The sequence below is a fragment of the Mesorhizobium sp. M0618 genome (genome assembly GCF_040320765.1).
Taxonomy (GTDB): domain Bacteria; phylum Pseudomonadota; class Alphaproteobacteria; order Rhizobiales; family Rhizobiaceae; genus Mesorhizobium.
Genome location: NZ_JAMYQH010000051.1, coordinates 1 through 14,247 on the forward strand (window position 1 = coordinate 1; position 14,247 = coordinate 14,247).

The window sequence follows — 14,247 nt, forward strand, 5'->3', positions numbered from 1 at the left end:
CCGGCCTCAAACCCGAGCCGCAAGGCACCCCACATTGGCCTGACCCTCCCTCCTTGCCCCTATAACTTAATAACGCAACGGGCCCGCAAGGGGGGAGATTGGCAGTTTTGACTACAGCACCATCTCTGCCACGTCGGCGATTGGCGAAATCGGTAACGACATCCAATCTCCCCCCTTGCGGGGGAGATGTCCGGCAGGACAGAGGGGGGTGTGACAGAGCGCGACGGTAGGTCAAAAAGCTACTCGAACCTTTCCGGCAGATGATGCTCCTCGGCGAGGTCGGAGAAGCGGGTGAACTCGCCCTGGAAGGCAAGGCTGACGGTGCCGGTCGGGCCATGGCGCTGCTTGGCGATGATCACTTCGGCCTTGCCCTGGACCTCGATCATCTTCGTTTCCCAGGCGAGGTGCTCGGGCGTGCCTTTCTCCGGTTCCTTGTTCTTGATGTAATATTCCTCACGGTACACGAACAGCACGACGTCGGCGTCCTGCTCGATCGAGCCCGATTCGCGCAGATCGGACAGCTGCGGATGCTTGTCGTCGCGGCTTTCGACCTGACGCGAGAGCTGTGAGAGGGCGATGATCGGCACGCCCAACTCTTTGCCGAGTGCCTTCAGTCCGGTGGTGATCTCGGTGATTTCCTGGACGCGGTTCTGCGACGCCTTGGCGGACGAACCCTGCATCAGCTGGATATAGTCGATGACCATCAGGTCCAGCCCGCGCTGCCGCTTGAGGCGGCGGGCGCGCGCCGCGAGCTGGGCGATCGAGATACCACCCGTCTGGTCGATGTAGAGCGGGCGCTTGTGGTTCTCCTGCGTGTAGGCGACAAGCTTGCCGAAATCGGCTTCCGTCAAATCGCCGCGCCGGATTTTCGACGATGGAATCTCGGTCTGCTCGGAGATGATGCGGGTGGCCAGCTGCTCCGACGACATTTCAAGCGAGAAGAAGCCGACGACGCCGCCATTGGCCGCCTTGACCGAACCGTCGGCCTGCTGGGCAGGCTCATAGGCGGCAGCGATGTTATAGGCGATGTTGGTGGCCAGCGACGTCTTGCCCATGCCTGGGCGGCCGGCGATGATGATCAAATCGGATGGCTGCAGGCCGCCCATGCGGTGGTCGAGATCGCGCAGGCCGGTGGCAATGCCGGATAGGTGGCCGTCGCGCATGTAAGCCGCACTGGCCATGTCGACGGCGTTCTTCAACGCATCGGAAAAACTCTCGAAGCCGCCATCGTAGCGGCCGTTTTCGGCCAGCTCGAACAGGCGGCGTTCGGCGTCCTCGATCTGTTCGCCGGGCGCCATGTCGACCGGCGCGTCATAGGCGATGTTGACCATGTCCTCGCCGACGGTGATCAGCGCGCGGCGTGTGGCAAGGTCATAGATGGCGCGGCCATAGTCGGTGGCGTTGACGACGGTGACGGCCTCGACCGCCAGCCGCACGACATATTGCGCCATCGTCATGTCGCCGACCTTCTCGTCGGCGGGCAGGAAGGTTTTCAGCGTGATCGGCGTCGCCACCTTGCCCATACGGATGAACTCGGACGCCACCTCGAAGATCTTGCGGTGCAGCGGTTCGTAGAAATGGCTGGCCTTGAGGAAGTCCGAGACGCGATAGAAGGCGTCGTTGTTGACGAGGATGGCGCCGAGCAGCGCCTGCTCGGCCTCGATGTTGTTGGGCGCTTCACGATAAAGCGGTGTTTCCGCCACGCCGAATTTTCGCGCTGCTTCTGCCATGATGTCCCCGATTTCGATCCCGGCTTCTCGATATCAGAACGTGACAAGTCCATGCTGACTTATCTGCACCAGTGCCTGTCCAATCAGCTTTGATACCCGCGATTCACAGCCGAGTTTTTTCGGTGGAAAGAATCACAATTGACTCGAATCGAAAGAACGATTGTAGCGCATCTACAGGGAGAACAAAACGGGAAAACAAGAATGGTGCCCTGTGCAGCCATCCCGCTCAAAGCTGACCGAGTCGCCCCTCGATGAACCGGCGTTCCGCCGGTTGCCGGGTCAACTCGATCGCCCGCCGGTAGGAGGTCCTTGCCGCTTCGGTCAAGCCAAGCCTGCGCTGCATGTCTGCTCGCGCCGCGTGCGCCAGATGGTAGCCGTCCAGCCCGCCTTGTCCCATGACCGCCTCGATTGCCGCCAGTCCGGCCTGCGGGCCGTCGCGCATGCCTATGGCCGCGGCGCGGTTAAGTGCCACGACGGGTGAAGGATCGACGCGGCCGAGCACATCGTAAAGCGCGACGATTTGTACCCAGTCGGTCTCCGCCGTGCCTGCCGCCTCGGCGTGGACGGAAGCAATGGCCGCCTGCAGGATGTAAGGTCCGATGCGGCGCGAGGCGATCGCCCGACCGATCAGGCCGTCGGCCTCGGCGATCAGCGCACGGTCCCACAGCGCGCGGTCCTGGTCTTCCAGCAGCACAAGATCGCCGCTGGCATCGACCCGTGTTGCGCGCCGCGCCTCGTGCAGCAGCATCAGGGCAAGCAGCCCTTGCGCCTCCGGCTGGTCGAGCAGCTCAACCATCAGCCGGCCGAGCCGGATCGCCTCGGCGCACAGATCGGCCCGCGTCAGGTTCGGCCCCTCGGTTGCCGCGTAACCCTCGTTGAAGATCAGGTAGATCACCTGCAGCGCACTCTCGAGACGCGCCGGCAGGTCGTCGCGGTCGGGCACTTCGTAAGGGATGGCCTCGTCCCGGATCTTCGCCTTGGCCCGCACGATGCGTTGCGCAATGGTCGGTGCCGGCGTCAGATAGGCGCGGGCGGTCTCTTCGGTGGTCAAACCACCCACTTCGCGCAGGGTCAGGGCGATGCGTGCATCCGGCGCCAGCGCCGGATGGCAGCAGACGAAGATGAGCCGCAATTCATCGTCCTGGATGTCTTCCGGCATGGCCGGCTCCGGTGTCGGCTCGGCCAGAGCCGTGAGCTCGGGCAGAGCCCCGGCCAGTCGCGCTTCCCGGCGCCAGCGGTCGATGGTCCTGAAGCGGCCGGCCGAGACCAGCCAGGAATAGGGATTGGCCGGCACACCCTGGCGCGGCCATTGCTCGGCGGCAGCGGTGAAGGCCTCGTGCAAGGCCTCCTCCGCCGCGTCGAAACCGCCGAGCAGGCGGATCAAGGTCGCCAGCACGCGCCGCGCCTCGGTGCGGTAGGCCGCCTCCAGGGCGTCGCGCGGGCCGGCGGTGCTCACAGGACCGGCGGCGGCTGGCTGAAGTCGACGACCGGACGGACTTCGATAAAGCCGATCGTTGCCAGCGGATGGCCGCTCGCCACCCGCACCGCTTCATTGAGATCACGGGCTTCGATGACGATGATGCCGCCCAGGATTTCCTTGGTCTCCATGAACGGGCCGTCGACCGAAGACATCTTGCCGTCGCGGACCTGCACGGTCATCGCCTCTTCCGGCAACACCAGGGCTTCGGCGGTTACGAAGTGGCCGCTGGCCCTGAGCACCTCGTCATATCCGGCGCATTCGGCCAGCACGGCGTTGGCTTGCGGGCTGCCGCCGAACAGCGTCTTGGGGTGGTAGTAGATGAGGCAGGCATAACGCATGGTGGGTTTCCTTTTCCAGGATTGTCGAAACTAGGGTTCTTGGGATCAGGCGTCGAGAATCGGTGCGAAGCCGCCATGGACCCGGCGCTGGTTGTCGTAGGGCATGGTGTCGGCATACATGCGCGGATCGGCAATCACCTTCTTCCAGGCGTCGTCACGCACCTGCTTCGACGGCCATTCGACCCAGGCATAGACGACAACCTCATCGCCCGTCGCTTTCACGGCGCTGCGGTAATCGGTGATCTCGCCGTCGGGAACATCGTCGCCCCACGCCTCGACGACGCGGGTTGCGCCATGTTCCTTGATCACCGCGGCCTGCTTCGCCGCCACGGCAAGGTAGGCTTGCTTGTTGGCGGCCGGCACCGGCACCAGCGAGCCATCGATATAGCCGGTCTTGCCGGTCGTGTTCAGGTCGATGAACGGCGTGAAACCGCCGATGATCATGTGCTTGCCGTCAAAGGGCATGGACGCGCCGATCTCCGCCATGCGCGGGTCGCTCATCATCGTCTGATAGGCAGCGTCCGCCGCCGCCTTGTCCGCGTATTCGTGCCACGAAAAGGTGATGATTTCATCCGGCTTTGCCTTCACGGCTCCCTTGAAGTCGGTGATCTTGCCGCCGGGCACGTCGTCGCCCCATCCCTCGACCATCCGGGTGGTGCCGAACTCCTTCAGCACCGATGCCGCCTTGGCGACATGCTTGCGATAGGCTTCCTTGTTGGCGGCGGGCACCGCGGCGACAAATCCTGCGATATAGCTCATTGCGTCTCTCCTGTTGGCTGATGCCGTTTGACACTCTTGGCGTCTCGAAAGATCCGAGAACGCCAATGGTCGAACGGCACGGCCTGGATTCGACATCGCTCCGAATTTTTCTTCGGAGCGGTTCGAAACGCCACTGCCGTCTATTCGGAACCCAGCCTGTCGCCCCAGTCCAGGCGCCGAGCCAGCTTGAAGTCGGCGCCGTCGCGCTTGGTGAACAAGCGCTCGGCGGCGGTGCCGTCGTCCTGGCAAAGCTTAAGCAGAACCTTGCCGGAGCCGGACTTCGGCGGCGCAAGAACCCGCGCTTGGTGTGATGTGGGTCCGTCGCGAGAAGCCGCGACATAGATGAACTTCTCGTCTTCCCACGGCACGTCGGCATCCTTGGCCAGCCGATGCAGGCGCGAGCGGGCGACGCGGCGGGAAAAATGGCACCAGTCGGGCTGGACCAGCGGGCAGGGCGCCTGATGCGCGCAAGGCGCTAGCACATGCGCGCCCGCCTCGATCAGCTGCCGGCGCACGGCAAGGATGCGCTGCCAGCCGGCGGGGGTGCCCGGCTCGACCACAAGCAGCGTGTCGGCGGTGAGTTGCCAGAGCCGGTCGATGAGCTTCGGCAGTGATGCGGGAGCGATTTCATCGAGCACATAGGCGCAAGTGACCAGATCGGCCGACTGGAGGTCGGCAAGGTCGATGGTGGCATCACCCGCCAGCCACCTCGTCTGTGCGGCAATCGCACCGGCGGCAAGTGTCTCGCCGACCTTGCGTACCGCCGCACTGGCTTCGAACAACACAGCCTGTTCGAGATCGGGCCACAGCTCAGTCGTGGCCCAAAGCGCAGTACCAGGACCCGCGCCGACATCGAGCAGGCTCTTGGGTTGGAAGGCGGGCTTGGCATCGCTCAGCGCATCGAGACTGGCGCGGATCGCGGCATAGGTCGCCGGCAGCCGCGTCGCCAGATAGGCTTTCACCGCCAGATCCTCGGCCATGTGCAGACGGCCGTCGCGCAATTCGGCACGATAACGGTCGGACAGCGTTTTTGCCGCTTGTTTGAGTATCGCCAGCGGAACGTTTTCGAGCAAGCGCTCGACACCTTGGCGAAGGGATGCCGGCAACTCCATCTCACGCGCCCCGCGGGACGAGAAGGATCACGGAAGCGCCGGCAATGCAGAGCGCCGCGCCGGCAAAATCCCAGCGGTCGGGGCGCACGCCCTCCACCAGCCACAGCCAGCCAAGCGATGCCGCAATGTAGATGCCGCCATAGGCGGCGTAGGCGCGGCCGGCGGCTGACGTGTCGACCAGCGCCAGCAGGAGGCCGAACAGGGCAAGCGAGCCGAGGCCGGGAAGAAGCCAAAGCGGTGACTTTTCCAACCGCCACCAGGCCCAGAACGAAAAGCAGCCGGCGATCTCGGCCAGAGCGGCGGTGGCATAGAGAACGTAGGTCATGAAAAAGGTTCCGCGACGGTCACGGGACCTTTTTCAGTGCAGGCGCCGGCAATGGCAAGCGGCAATGCTATTCCTGGTCCGCAACCTTGCGGCGACGAGCCGGCTTGGCGGTCGGGCTCTTTTTGACGGGAGCCGTTTCACGATGCCCCATATCGCGTATCTCGAGCGCCTTTTCGCATTTGGCCATGTAGTCGCGCGACATCGGCAGCGTATCGTTCTTCTTGGTGATCTGGATCTGGAAGATGACCAGGTCCTGCCAGCGGAAGGCGGCTTCCGAGGCCGCCAGATAGAATTCCCACATGCGGCAGAAGCGCTCGTCATAGATCGCCTTGGCCTTGTCGCGGTTGGCAGCGAAGCGCTCGCCCCAGTGCTTCAGCGTATCGGCATAGTGGAGCCGCAGGATCTCGACGTCGGTGACGACCAGGCCCGACTTTTCGATCGCCGGCATGACTTCCGAGAGCGAAGGGATATAGCCGCCCGGGAAGATGTATTTGCGGATGAATGCGCTGGTCGCCCACGGCACGCCGGAACGACCGATCGTGTGCAACAGCATCACGCCATCGGGCTTGAGCAGCGTCGCGCTCTTGTCGAAGAACGTACGGTAGTGGTTGACGCCGACATGCTCGAACATGCCGACCGAGACGATGCGATCGAAACGCTCGTTGAGTTCGCGGTAGTCCTTGAGCTCGAAATGCACGCGGCTTTCCAGCCCTTGCGCGTGCGCCCGGTCGGTGGCGACGCCATGCTGCTCGGTCGACAGCGTCACGCCCTGCACGTCGACGTCGAACGCTTTGGCGAGGTAGAGGCCAAGCCCGCCCCAGCCGGAGCCGATGTCGAGCACCGTCTGGCCGGCTTTCAGCCGGAGCTTGGCGGCGATGTGGCGCTTCTTGGCGGCCTGCGCTTCGTCCAGCGTCATGTCCGGCTGCTCGAAATAGGCGCAGGAATACTGCATGTCCTGGTCAAGGAAGAGCCGGTAGAGGTCGCCCGACAAATCGTAGTGGCGCTGCACGTTGCGGCGCGAGCGCGAGGCGGTGTTGATCTGCTGCAGGCGGCGGAAGGCGTGGCGCAGCCCTTCGATGGCCTTCGACCAGGTGGCGTCGATGCCGCCGCTGCCCATATTCTGGAAGGCGATGCGCATCACGCCCAGCACGCCGCCTTCGAGGATGTCGAGTTCGCCGTCCATGTAGGACTCTGGCACTGCCAGCATCGGATCGAAGGTGATGGCGCGCTCGGCATGCGCCGTCTTGATATGCATGTGCACCGGTTCGCCGCTGCCGTCGCCGAAAACCACAGCCGAGCCCTTGGGGCCGGTCACCTTAAGATTGCCGGTGCGCACCAGGCGGTCGAGAACGCGCTTCAACAGAATATTCATGACCAAATGTCCCCTCTCGGCCAAACAGGCTGCCTTGGCGCGTGACCGCGAAAATCGGGATCGATTTCGCCGGGGGTCTTGCGCCGAACCAAAGTTGCACAGCGTGCTTTGCGCGGCCAAAGGACGCGCTATGCCATAGTCTGCAACAATATATAGGGGTTCGAAAAGTTCCATTTGGCACAAAAATGCCCGGGCGAGAGACCCGGGCATTGGTCCAGCATGGCTGGATGACGGCAAAGTGATCGGAGCTTGGCTTTAAGTCGTGATCAGCCCATGGCTCCAATCGTCTTGCGAAGTGTGATCAGGCGTTGTCTTCGCCGCCCTCGAACTCGGTGTTCGGATCGAAGAAGTTCTCCGGCCGGGCGTTGTCGTTGATGTCGTCGCCATAGATGGCTTCGGCGGTGGTCAGTGTCTCGCCCTTGGCCTGGCGCTCGGCTTCGTCGGCCGTGCGGGCGATGTTGAGCGTGACGGTGACCTCGACTTCCGGATGCAGCGCGATCGCCACATTGGTGACACCGATGGTCTTGATCGGCTGGTTGAGCAGGATCTGGTTGCGGTTGATCGAGAAACCTTCCGCCGTCAGCAGATCGGCGATGTCGCGGGTCGAAACGGAACCGTAAAGCTGCCCGGTTTCGCCGGCGGAGCGAACGGCGATGAAGCTCTTGCCGTCGAGTTTTTCGGCAATCTGGGCCGCTTCCGACTTGCGCTCGAGGTTGCGGGCTTCGAGCTGGGCGCGTTGGCCTTCGAACTTCTTCTTGTTGGCTTCGTTGGCGCGTAGCGCCTTGCCCTGCGGCAGCAGGAAGTTACGGGCAAAGCCGTCCTTGACCTTGACGGTGTCGCCCATCTGGCCGAGGCGGGAAACGCGTTCGAGAAGAATGACGTCCATGGTTTTGTTCCTTCGGTTGGGCGCCAATCGATCGATGAGATCGACGCCGAATGTCTTGGAACAGGTCAGGAAGCTTGAGCGCCCGGGGGCGCTGGTGACGCTGTCCTGCCTGTCGCGGCAGTTAGAGGTCTTTGACCTCAACCCGGGATTTGATGTTCGACCCTGCGGCGCCCGTCGCCGTGGGAGAAGAGCGGGCGGCGAGCCGCCCGCATTGGCGCTATTAACGAACCACGTAGGGCAGCAGGCCGAGGAAGCGGGCGCGCTTGATCGCCTTGGCGAGTTCGCGCTGCTTCTTCTGGCTGACGGCGGTGATGCGCGACGGCACGATCTTGCCGCGCTCCGAAATGTAGCGCTGCAGCAGACGCACGTCCTTGTAGTCGATCTTGGGCGCGTTGGCGCCGGAGAACGGGCAGGTCTTGCGGCGGCGATGGAACGGGCGCCGGGTCGGGATCTGATTGATGTCGACCATTATTCTGCACCCCCTTCAAAGCCTTCGCGCGGACGGCGCGGGCCACGATCGGCACCAGCGTCGCCGAACGAGCGCGGCGGACGATCGCCACGGTCGCCGCGATCACGATCGCCGAACGAACGCGGACCACGATCGCCACGATCACGGTCGCCGAAGCCGCCGCGTTCCGAGCGCTCTTCGCGCTTCTGCATCATGGCCGACGGGCCTTCCTCATGCGCCTCGACCTTGATGGTCAGGAAACGCAGCACGTCCTCGGACAGGCCCATCTGGCGCTCCATCTCGTTGAGCGCGGCGGCGGGGCAATTCAGGTCCATCAGCGTGTAGTAAGCCTTCCGGTTCTTGTTGACCCGGTAGGTGAGGGACTTCAGTCCCCAGTTCTCGACCCGGCCGACGGACCCGCCATTTGCGGAGATGACACCCTTGTACTGTTCGACAAGCGCATCGACCTGCTGCTGCGAGAGGTCCTGCCGGGCAAGAAACACATGTTCGTAAAGAGCCATTATGTCTTATGCCTTTCTTCGTTTCTCTCCCGGTTCCCGGCGGCAAAAGCCTCTGCAACTTCTCTGACCCGCAAACCCTCGAAGGGGCAGGGGGAAGAAAGGAGCATGACGAGACGGTCGAGAGCGGAGACACGGGAGGCGGAAGCACTTCCGGCTTCACACGAAGGTTTTCGAAAAGACCTCCGGCCCTCCGTTCAGCCCCCAGCAAGGACCGGCAGATTGCGGGCGTCTATACAGCAATCCGACCGTAAAGCAAGCGCAAGCGGCATTCCCGTGTGTCCCACGTGACGATCGGGGAGCAGCAACGGCGGAAGTTGTGGTTTCCGGGAACCACGTCTTAACCACACTAGAAGGTTGTGTGGAGTTGAAGCTCAGCCGTCAACGGTCGATTCATCATGGAAGGCGCAAAAGCCCGGACGACCGCACAAAAGCGGCAAGCATTTCCGGGGGTAAGGATGCTTCTCGACAAATTCTGGCGCTCGAAGAGCGGCAATTTCACGCTTGTGCTGGCACTGGGCTTGCCGGTGATCCTGACGGCTGTCGCTTTCGCAACCGATGTCTCGACCCTTATGCGGGCCAAGAGCAATTTGCAGAACGCTCTCGATTCGGCAAACCTTGCTTCCTCGCACCTTGGCGATCTCGACATCACCCGCAATGACGCTTTCAACCGCTATTTCCAGGCCAACATCGTCGGTCATGGCGAGCTCGGCAATGCGCAGGCGACGTTGACTGTCGACAAGGGCGTCAACTTCGTCAAGACAAAGGCGGTTGCCTCGGCGGACGTCAATCTCAACTTCGCCTTCCTGTTCGGCGACAGCAAGCGCATCGTCGTCGATGCCTCGGCGGTCGAATCGAACAACCAGCTCGAAGTCGTGCTGGTGCTGGACAACACCGGCTCGATGGCCGGCGCGCGTATGACGGCGTTGAGGACGGCGACAAAATCGTTGCTCGACACGCTCGAAGCGGCGAAATCGCCGACGCGCAAGATCCGCGCCTCGCTGGTTCCTTTCGTAACCGCTGTCAACGTCAATGGCGACGGCTTCGATCCGTCCTGGATCGACATGGACGGCAAGTCCTCGACCAACGGCGTCAATTTTCCCGTCATCGACGGCAAGCGACCGAACCACATGGCGCTTTTCAAACAGCTCAAGAAGACCGGATGGACCGATGCCGGATGGAATGGCACCGGATGGAAGGGTTGTGTCGAGGCGCGGCCAGGCGCTTACAATATCTCCGACACGCCACCCGACACGGCCAAGCCCGACACGCTGTTCGTGCCGTACTTTGCGCCGGACGATCCCGAAGACGCCCAAAAGCCGTCTGGCGCCTATGGCAATTCGGACAAATACTACAACAACTCCTACCTCAACGATGTCAGCGACAAAACCAGGCTTGCCCAGTCGGGCATCAACATTCTGGGCATCGATCTCAGCAACCTGCTCGGCAACCTCATCGACCTTTTGTCACCCGATGACAGGGCTGCCAGGGAAAAGATCGCCAAATATGTTGCGCCCGCCAAGGAACTCATCACCGAGACCGGCTCTCCCATCACTATCGGCCCGAACCGTGCGTGTCCGACCCCGGTGGTCGCCCTGACCGACGATTTCGACAAGCTGCGCAAGGCAGCCAGTCAGATGACCGAGTGGAACGGTTCGGGCACCAATGTCTCCGAGGGCCTGTCATGGGGTATGCGGGTGCTGTCGCCCGCCGCGCCCTACACCGATGGAGCGCCGTGGAAGACGCCCGGCATCAGCAAGATCGTGCTGTTGCTCACCGACGGTGAGAACGTCGTCTATGGCGCCAGCCAACAGCCGACGAAGTCTGACTACACATCATATGGCTATCTGGCCGGCGGTCGTTTCGGATCGGATAACCAGACGACGGCGGCACGCAACGTCGATGGCTGGACCAAAAGCGTCTGCACCCAATTGAAGGACCAGGGCGTGCAGATCTACACCATGGTGCTGCAGTCCGACACCGCAGCCAACCGTGCGCTTTACAGCGCCTGCGCCTCTGATCCGAGCGGCTATTATGCAGTCAACGATCCGACCAAATTGCCGGACGTCTTCCAGCAGATTGCCAACAAGTTCTCAAAGCTGCAATTGACGAACTAAAGGCGGTCTCAACTCGTATGGGCGACAATCTTGTCGACCGTTTCGGGGAAGAAGTCGGGCGCCGCATTGCGTTTGCCGAACATCATATCGTACTGCAAAAGGCGGAAATCGCGGATCGCCGGGTCGATCTCTTTCTGCCGCGCCCAGTCGGGCGTGGCCTCGCCAGCCGGCGTCAGCAACAGGTTGCGGTCGACGACGCGGTAGCGTTCGCTCATCTCGCCCAGGAAGCCGGTGTAGTAGGGATGAGTGATACCGGCCGTCTTCAGGATATGATAGGGCAGGAAGGCCGGGCTGACGGCGCCCACGTCTTCAGCCGGCCCGGTGCGGTTCGACCAGATGACCAGCGGCGTCTCGTGGTGTTCGAGGGCGGCCTCGGGCGACGCTTCCTTGCGCGGCGCGACATTGTCCTTCATGAAGCCGGTTTCGACATAGACCGGCCCCAGCGGCGGCAGATGGTCTCCGAAGAAGGCGATCACGGTGGGGCGGGAGCGTTTCTTCGCCCATTCGACGAGGCGTTCAAGACCGCGATCCGCATCGGCTGAACCCTCGGCGTAGCTGAGCAGCGATTCGCGCGCCCACTGGCTGATCGGCGCCTGCACCGTATGCGTCGGATTGTAATAGCGGTTCGGCTCGTAGGGGCCGTGGTTTTGCAGGCTGACGGCAAAGAAGAACACCGGCTCGTCGCTGGCGTCGGCCTCGCTGATGATCTCGTCGGTCATCGCGGCGTCTGATGCCAACGGCCCGCGCTTTTGCATGGGCGGCAGCGTCTCTTCCGATTTGAAGTCGTTGAAGCCGAAATCGGCATAGACCGCGCCACGGTTCCAGAACCAGTTGGTGCCGGGATGGATGGCGCGCGCCCGGTAACCCTGGCTCTTGAGGAAGGTTGCGAGCGAAGGCGTCGGCGTGCGCACATATTGCTGATAGGGGATGCTGCCGGCCGGCAGGAACGCGTTGGAAAAGCCGGTCAGGGCCTCGAACTCGATGTTGGCGGTCATGCCGCCGAATTCGGGCGAGAACATCGAGCCCGAGCGCAGCGCCCGCACGTTGGGGATCGGATCGGGCGTGATGGTGACCCCGGGCAGCTTGGTCGGATCCCAGAAGGACTCGCTCATGACGATGATGATGTCGGGCTTCTCGGCCGGCATCGAGGCGGTTACATCAGGCCTGCCGATCGCTGCGATTGCCTTGTCGGAATAGCCGGGCGGCGCCGAGACATGCGCCATCGGCACATTGAGCGCGAAGGCCAGCGCAAAGCCGTTGGAGGCATAGTTTTCCTTCTGGTCCCACATGATCGGGATGATCTGCAGCCGGTCCCTGGTCCAGGAGAAGGTGGCGTAGTCCATGATCGAAACGAAGAAGGCGAGTAGCGGCACTGCCAGGGTCAGCCGGGCAAGGCGTCCCTTGCGGCTGAGCGCCGGAACCTTGCGGCGCCACAGCCGCCAGCCATAGACGAGCAGCGACAGGCCGGCGACGATGCCGGCGACCATGGCGAGCGCGGTCATCGGCCGGTCGCGCACCAGGAGTGGCAGCAGCGCGAAGATCTGGCGGGCATAGAGGAAATCGGTCGGATAGAGCGGATCGCCGAGATAGTGCGACTTCTGGTGACCGACGAAAGCAAGGGAAAGCGTCAGCGGCGCAACGATCATCAGGCTCTGATGGCTGCGGCCGAGCACCGCATCGAGGCCGATCAGGATCAGCGCAAACACGACAATCGTGGTCCAGCCCGGCTTGAGTGGCTGCAGGAAGAAGGAGACTGTACCGGCGAAGTCGCCGCGTACGATCAGTTCGATGGCAAACACCAGGACGGCAGCGATCGCCAGGCTGATCAGCCCATAGCGCACGACCGGCCATCTCCTGCCCGGCAGGTAGCCGGTGGAGGGGTCGTCTTCCAGGAACTGTGGCGCGGCCTTGCCGGCGCGTTTCGAACTCTTTGCCACTTTAACTTCCCCACCCAGCGACAAACACGTCACTCGATTGTCATAGAATTGTCACGCAAAGCTAGCGCCTGTGGCCAAAATAAGAAGAGCCAGCAAACGAATCGTGAGCGGTTTTCATCAGGAGTGATCGCCAAAAAGCCTTTCGGAACAGGCACTCGGCGGACAAAGTTGCCGCCGGGCAGGGTCGAACCGGGCTTGACTTGGCGGCCTGCCTTGCGTCACACGCAAGAAAAACTCGTCTACCAGGCAAGCAAAACCAACCCTTGGGAGCCTCGCATGGCCGTTGCATTCACCTTTCCTGGACAAGGCAGCCAGGCTGTCGGCATGGGCAAGGATCTCGCCGACGCCTTTCCGGAGGCGCGCCGGATCTTCCAGGAAGTCGATGACGCGCTCGGCGAAAACCTGTCGAAGCTGATCTGGGAAGGGCCGGAAGAGACGTTGACGCTGACCGCCAACGCGCAACCGGCGCTGATGGCGGTGTCGCTGGGCGCGATCCGGGCGCTGGAATCGCGTGGTTTCTCGCTGCAAGGCAAGGTCGCCTATGTCGCCGGCCATTCGCTGGGCGAATATTCGGCACTCGCGGCCGCGGGCTTCGTTTCGGTTGCCGATGCCGCCCGGCTGCTGCGTATACGTGGCAACGCCATGCAGGCGGCGGTGCCGGCCGGCGAGGGCGCGATGGCGGCGATCATCGGACTGGAACAGGCCGATGTCGAAGCCGCTTGCGCGGAAGCCGCCAAAGGCTCTGTCTGCCAGATCGCCAACGACAATGGCGGCGGCCAACTGGTCATTTCCGGCGCCAAGGCCGCGGTCGAACTGGCGGCAAAACTGTGCACGGAAAAGGGCGCCAAGCGCGCTCTGATGCTGCAGGTGTCCGCGCCCTTCCATTCGGCGCTGATGGCGCCGGCCGCGAACGTCATGCGCGAAGCCCTGGCCAGTGTGACAAAGAGCGTCCCAGTCGTCCCAGTCGTCTCCAACGTGTCGGTGACGCCGTCGAGCGATCTGGATGAGATCGCGCGGCGTCTGGTTGAGCAGGTGACCGGCCGCGTGCGCTGGCGCGAGACGGTGGAGTGGTTTGGCGCGAACGGCGCCACCACGCTTTACGAAATTGGCGCCGGCAAGGTGCTTTCAGGATTGGCGCGGCGCATCAATCGCGACATCGCCACCGCGTCGGTCGGCTCCGCGGCTGAGGTCGAGACGGCGCTGGCAGCGCTTGCATAAAGCGCCA

Annotated in this window: 13 protein-coding genes; 2 read left to right on the forward strand and 11 right to left on the reverse strand. The window is 63.0% G+C overall.

Annotated features, from left to right (window positions below):
• Positions 1–239: 239 nt before the first annotated feature.
• The 10 genes from NKJ04_RS32160 to rpsF all read right to left on the reverse strand — a co-directional run bounded on the left by NKJ04_RS32160 (position 240) and on the right by rpsF (position 8,971).
• Positions 240–1,730: a replicative DNA helicase gene (locus NKJ04_RS32160; RefSeq protein WP_127261333.1), complete on the reverse strand. Its 1,491-nt coding sequence runs from the start codon at positions 1,728–1,730 to the stop codon at positions 240–242.
• Between the two features lie 226 nt (positions 1,731–1,956).
• Complete coding sequence (locus NKJ04_RS32165; protein ID WP_352679788.1) at positions 1,957–3,186, reverse strand: RNA polymerase sigma factor; 1,230 nt, start codon at positions 3,184–3,186, stop codon at positions 1,957–1,959.
• Positions 3,183–3,548, reverse strand: a complete 366-nt coding sequence (locus tag NKJ04_RS32170) for a YciI family protein (RefSeq protein ID WP_128303068.1) — start codon at positions 3,546–3,548, stop codon at positions 3,183–3,185. Before NKJ04_RS32170 ends, NKJ04_RS32165 begins: the two co-directional genes overlap by 4 nt.
• Before the next feature lie 45 nt (positions 3,549–3,593).
• Positions 3,594–4,307 carry a DUF1428 domain-containing protein gene (locus NKJ04_RS32175; RefSeq protein WP_352609755.1) on the reverse strand — a complete coding sequence of 238 codons (714 nt, stop codon included), beginning with the start codon at positions 4,305–4,307 and terminating at the stop codon, positions 3,594–3,596.
• A gap of 140 nt (positions 4,308–4,447) precedes the next feature.
• Positions 4,448–5,419, reverse strand: coding sequence for a small ribosomal subunit Rsm22 family protein (locus tag NKJ04_RS32180; RefSeq protein WP_352442170.1), 972 nt, complete (start codon positions 5,417–5,419; stop codon positions 4,448–4,450).
• Position 5,420: 1 nt separating this feature from the next.
• On the reverse strand, positions 5,421–5,744 hold the full coding sequence (locus NKJ04_RS32185; RefSeq protein WP_352442171.1) for a YnfA family protein: 324 nt from the start codon (positions 5,742–5,744) through the stop codon (positions 5,421–5,423).
• Between the two features lie 67 nt (positions 5,745–5,811).
• A complete protein-coding gene (locus NKJ04_RS32190; RefSeq protein ID WP_128305695.1) occupies positions 5,812–7,116 on the reverse strand; it encodes a cyclopropane fatty acid synthase in 1,305 nt (434 codons plus the stop codon).
• A gap of 301 nt (positions 7,117–7,417) precedes the next feature.
• Entirely contained in the window at positions 7,418–8,002 is a 585-nt protein-coding gene (rplI, locus tag NKJ04_RS32195) for a 50S ribosomal protein L9 (protein ID WP_127289263.1), read from the reverse strand.
• Between the two features lie 220 nt (positions 8,003–8,222).
• A complete protein-coding gene (gene rpsR, locus NKJ04_RS32200; RefSeq protein ID WP_006203718.1) occupies positions 8,223–8,471 on the reverse strand; it encodes a 30S ribosomal protein S18 in 249 nt (82 codons plus the stop codon).
• Positions 8,471–8,971 (reverse strand): 30S ribosomal protein S6, encoded by a 501-nt coding sequence (gene rpsF / locus NKJ04_RS32205; protein WP_013532520.1) that lies wholly within the window; start codon positions 8,969–8,971, stop codon positions 8,471–8,473. Before rpsF ends, rpsR begins: the two co-directional genes overlap by 1 nt.
• A 455-nt stretch (positions 8,972–9,426) precedes the next feature.
• Here rpsF and NKJ04_RS32210 point away from each other — a divergent pair, with 455 nt between their 5' ends.
• On the forward strand, positions 9,427–11,085 hold the full coding sequence (locus tag NKJ04_RS32210) for a pilus assembly protein TadG-related protein (RefSeq protein ID WP_352442173.1): 1,659 nt from the start codon (positions 9,427–9,429) through the stop codon (positions 11,083–11,085).
• Between the two features lie 8 nt (positions 11,086–11,093).
• On the opposite strand, the gene NKJ04_RS32215 is transcribed toward NKJ04_RS32210, so the two are convergent.
• On the reverse strand, positions 11,094–13,046 hold the full coding sequence (locus NKJ04_RS32215; protein ID WP_502898002.1) for an LTA synthase family protein: 1,953 nt from the start codon (positions 13,044–13,046) through the stop codon (positions 11,094–11,096).
• A gap of 252 nt (positions 13,047–13,298) precedes the next feature.
• Between NKJ04_RS32215 and fabD the strand changes: the two genes are divergently transcribed.
• Positions 13,299–14,240, forward strand: coding sequence for an ACP S-malonyltransferase (fabD, locus tag NKJ04_RS32220; protein ID WP_352679796.1), 942 nt, complete (start codon positions 13,299–13,301; stop codon positions 14,238–14,240).
• Positions 14,241–14,247 lie beyond the last annotated feature (7 nt).

Bases quoted from the DNA above. Each gene is read 5' to 3' on its own strand.
- NKJ04_RS32160 (WP_127261333.1), bottom strand. From the start codon at position 1,730: ATGGCAGAAGCAGCGCGAAAATTCGGCGTGGCGGAAACACCGCTTTAT.
- NKJ04_RS32170 (WP_128303068.1), bottom strand. From the start codon at position 3,548: ATGCGTTATGCCTGCCTCATCTACTACCACCCCAAGACGCTGTTCGGC.
- NKJ04_RS32175 (WP_352609755.1), bottom strand. From the start codon at position 4,307: ATGAGCTATATCGCAGGATTTGTCGCCGCGGTGCCCGCCGCCAACAAG.
- NKJ04_RS32180 (WP_352442170.1), bottom strand. From the start codon at position 5,419: ATGGAGTTGCCGGCATCCCTTCGCCAAGGTGTCGAGCGCTTGCTCGAA.
- NKJ04_RS32185 (WP_352442171.1), bottom strand. From the start codon at position 5,744: ATGACCTACGTTCTCTATGCCACCGCCGCTCTGGCCGAGATCGCCGGC.
- NKJ04_RS32190 (WP_128305695.1), bottom strand. From the start codon at position 7,116: ATGAATATTCTGTTGAAGCGCGTTCTCGACCGCCTGGTGCGCACCGGC.
- rplI (WP_127289263.1), bottom strand. From the start codon at position 8,002: ATGGACGTCATTCTTCTCGAACGCGTTTCCCGCCTCGGCCAGATGGGC.
- rpsR (WP_006203718.1), bottom strand. From the start codon at position 8,471: ATGGTCGACATCAATCAGATCCCGACCCGGCGCCCGTTCCATCGCCGC.
- rpsF (WP_013532520.1), bottom strand. From the start codon at position 8,971: ATGGCTCTTTACGAACATGTGTTTCTTGCCCGGCAGGACCTCTCGCAG.
- NKJ04_RS32210 (WP_352442173.1), top strand. From the start codon at position 9,427: ATGCTTCTCGACAAATTCTGGCGCTCGAAGAGCGGCAATTTCACGCTT.
- fabD (WP_352679796.1), top strand. From the start codon at position 13,299: ATGGCCGTTGCATTCACCTTTCCTGGACAAGGCAGCCAGGCTGTCGGC.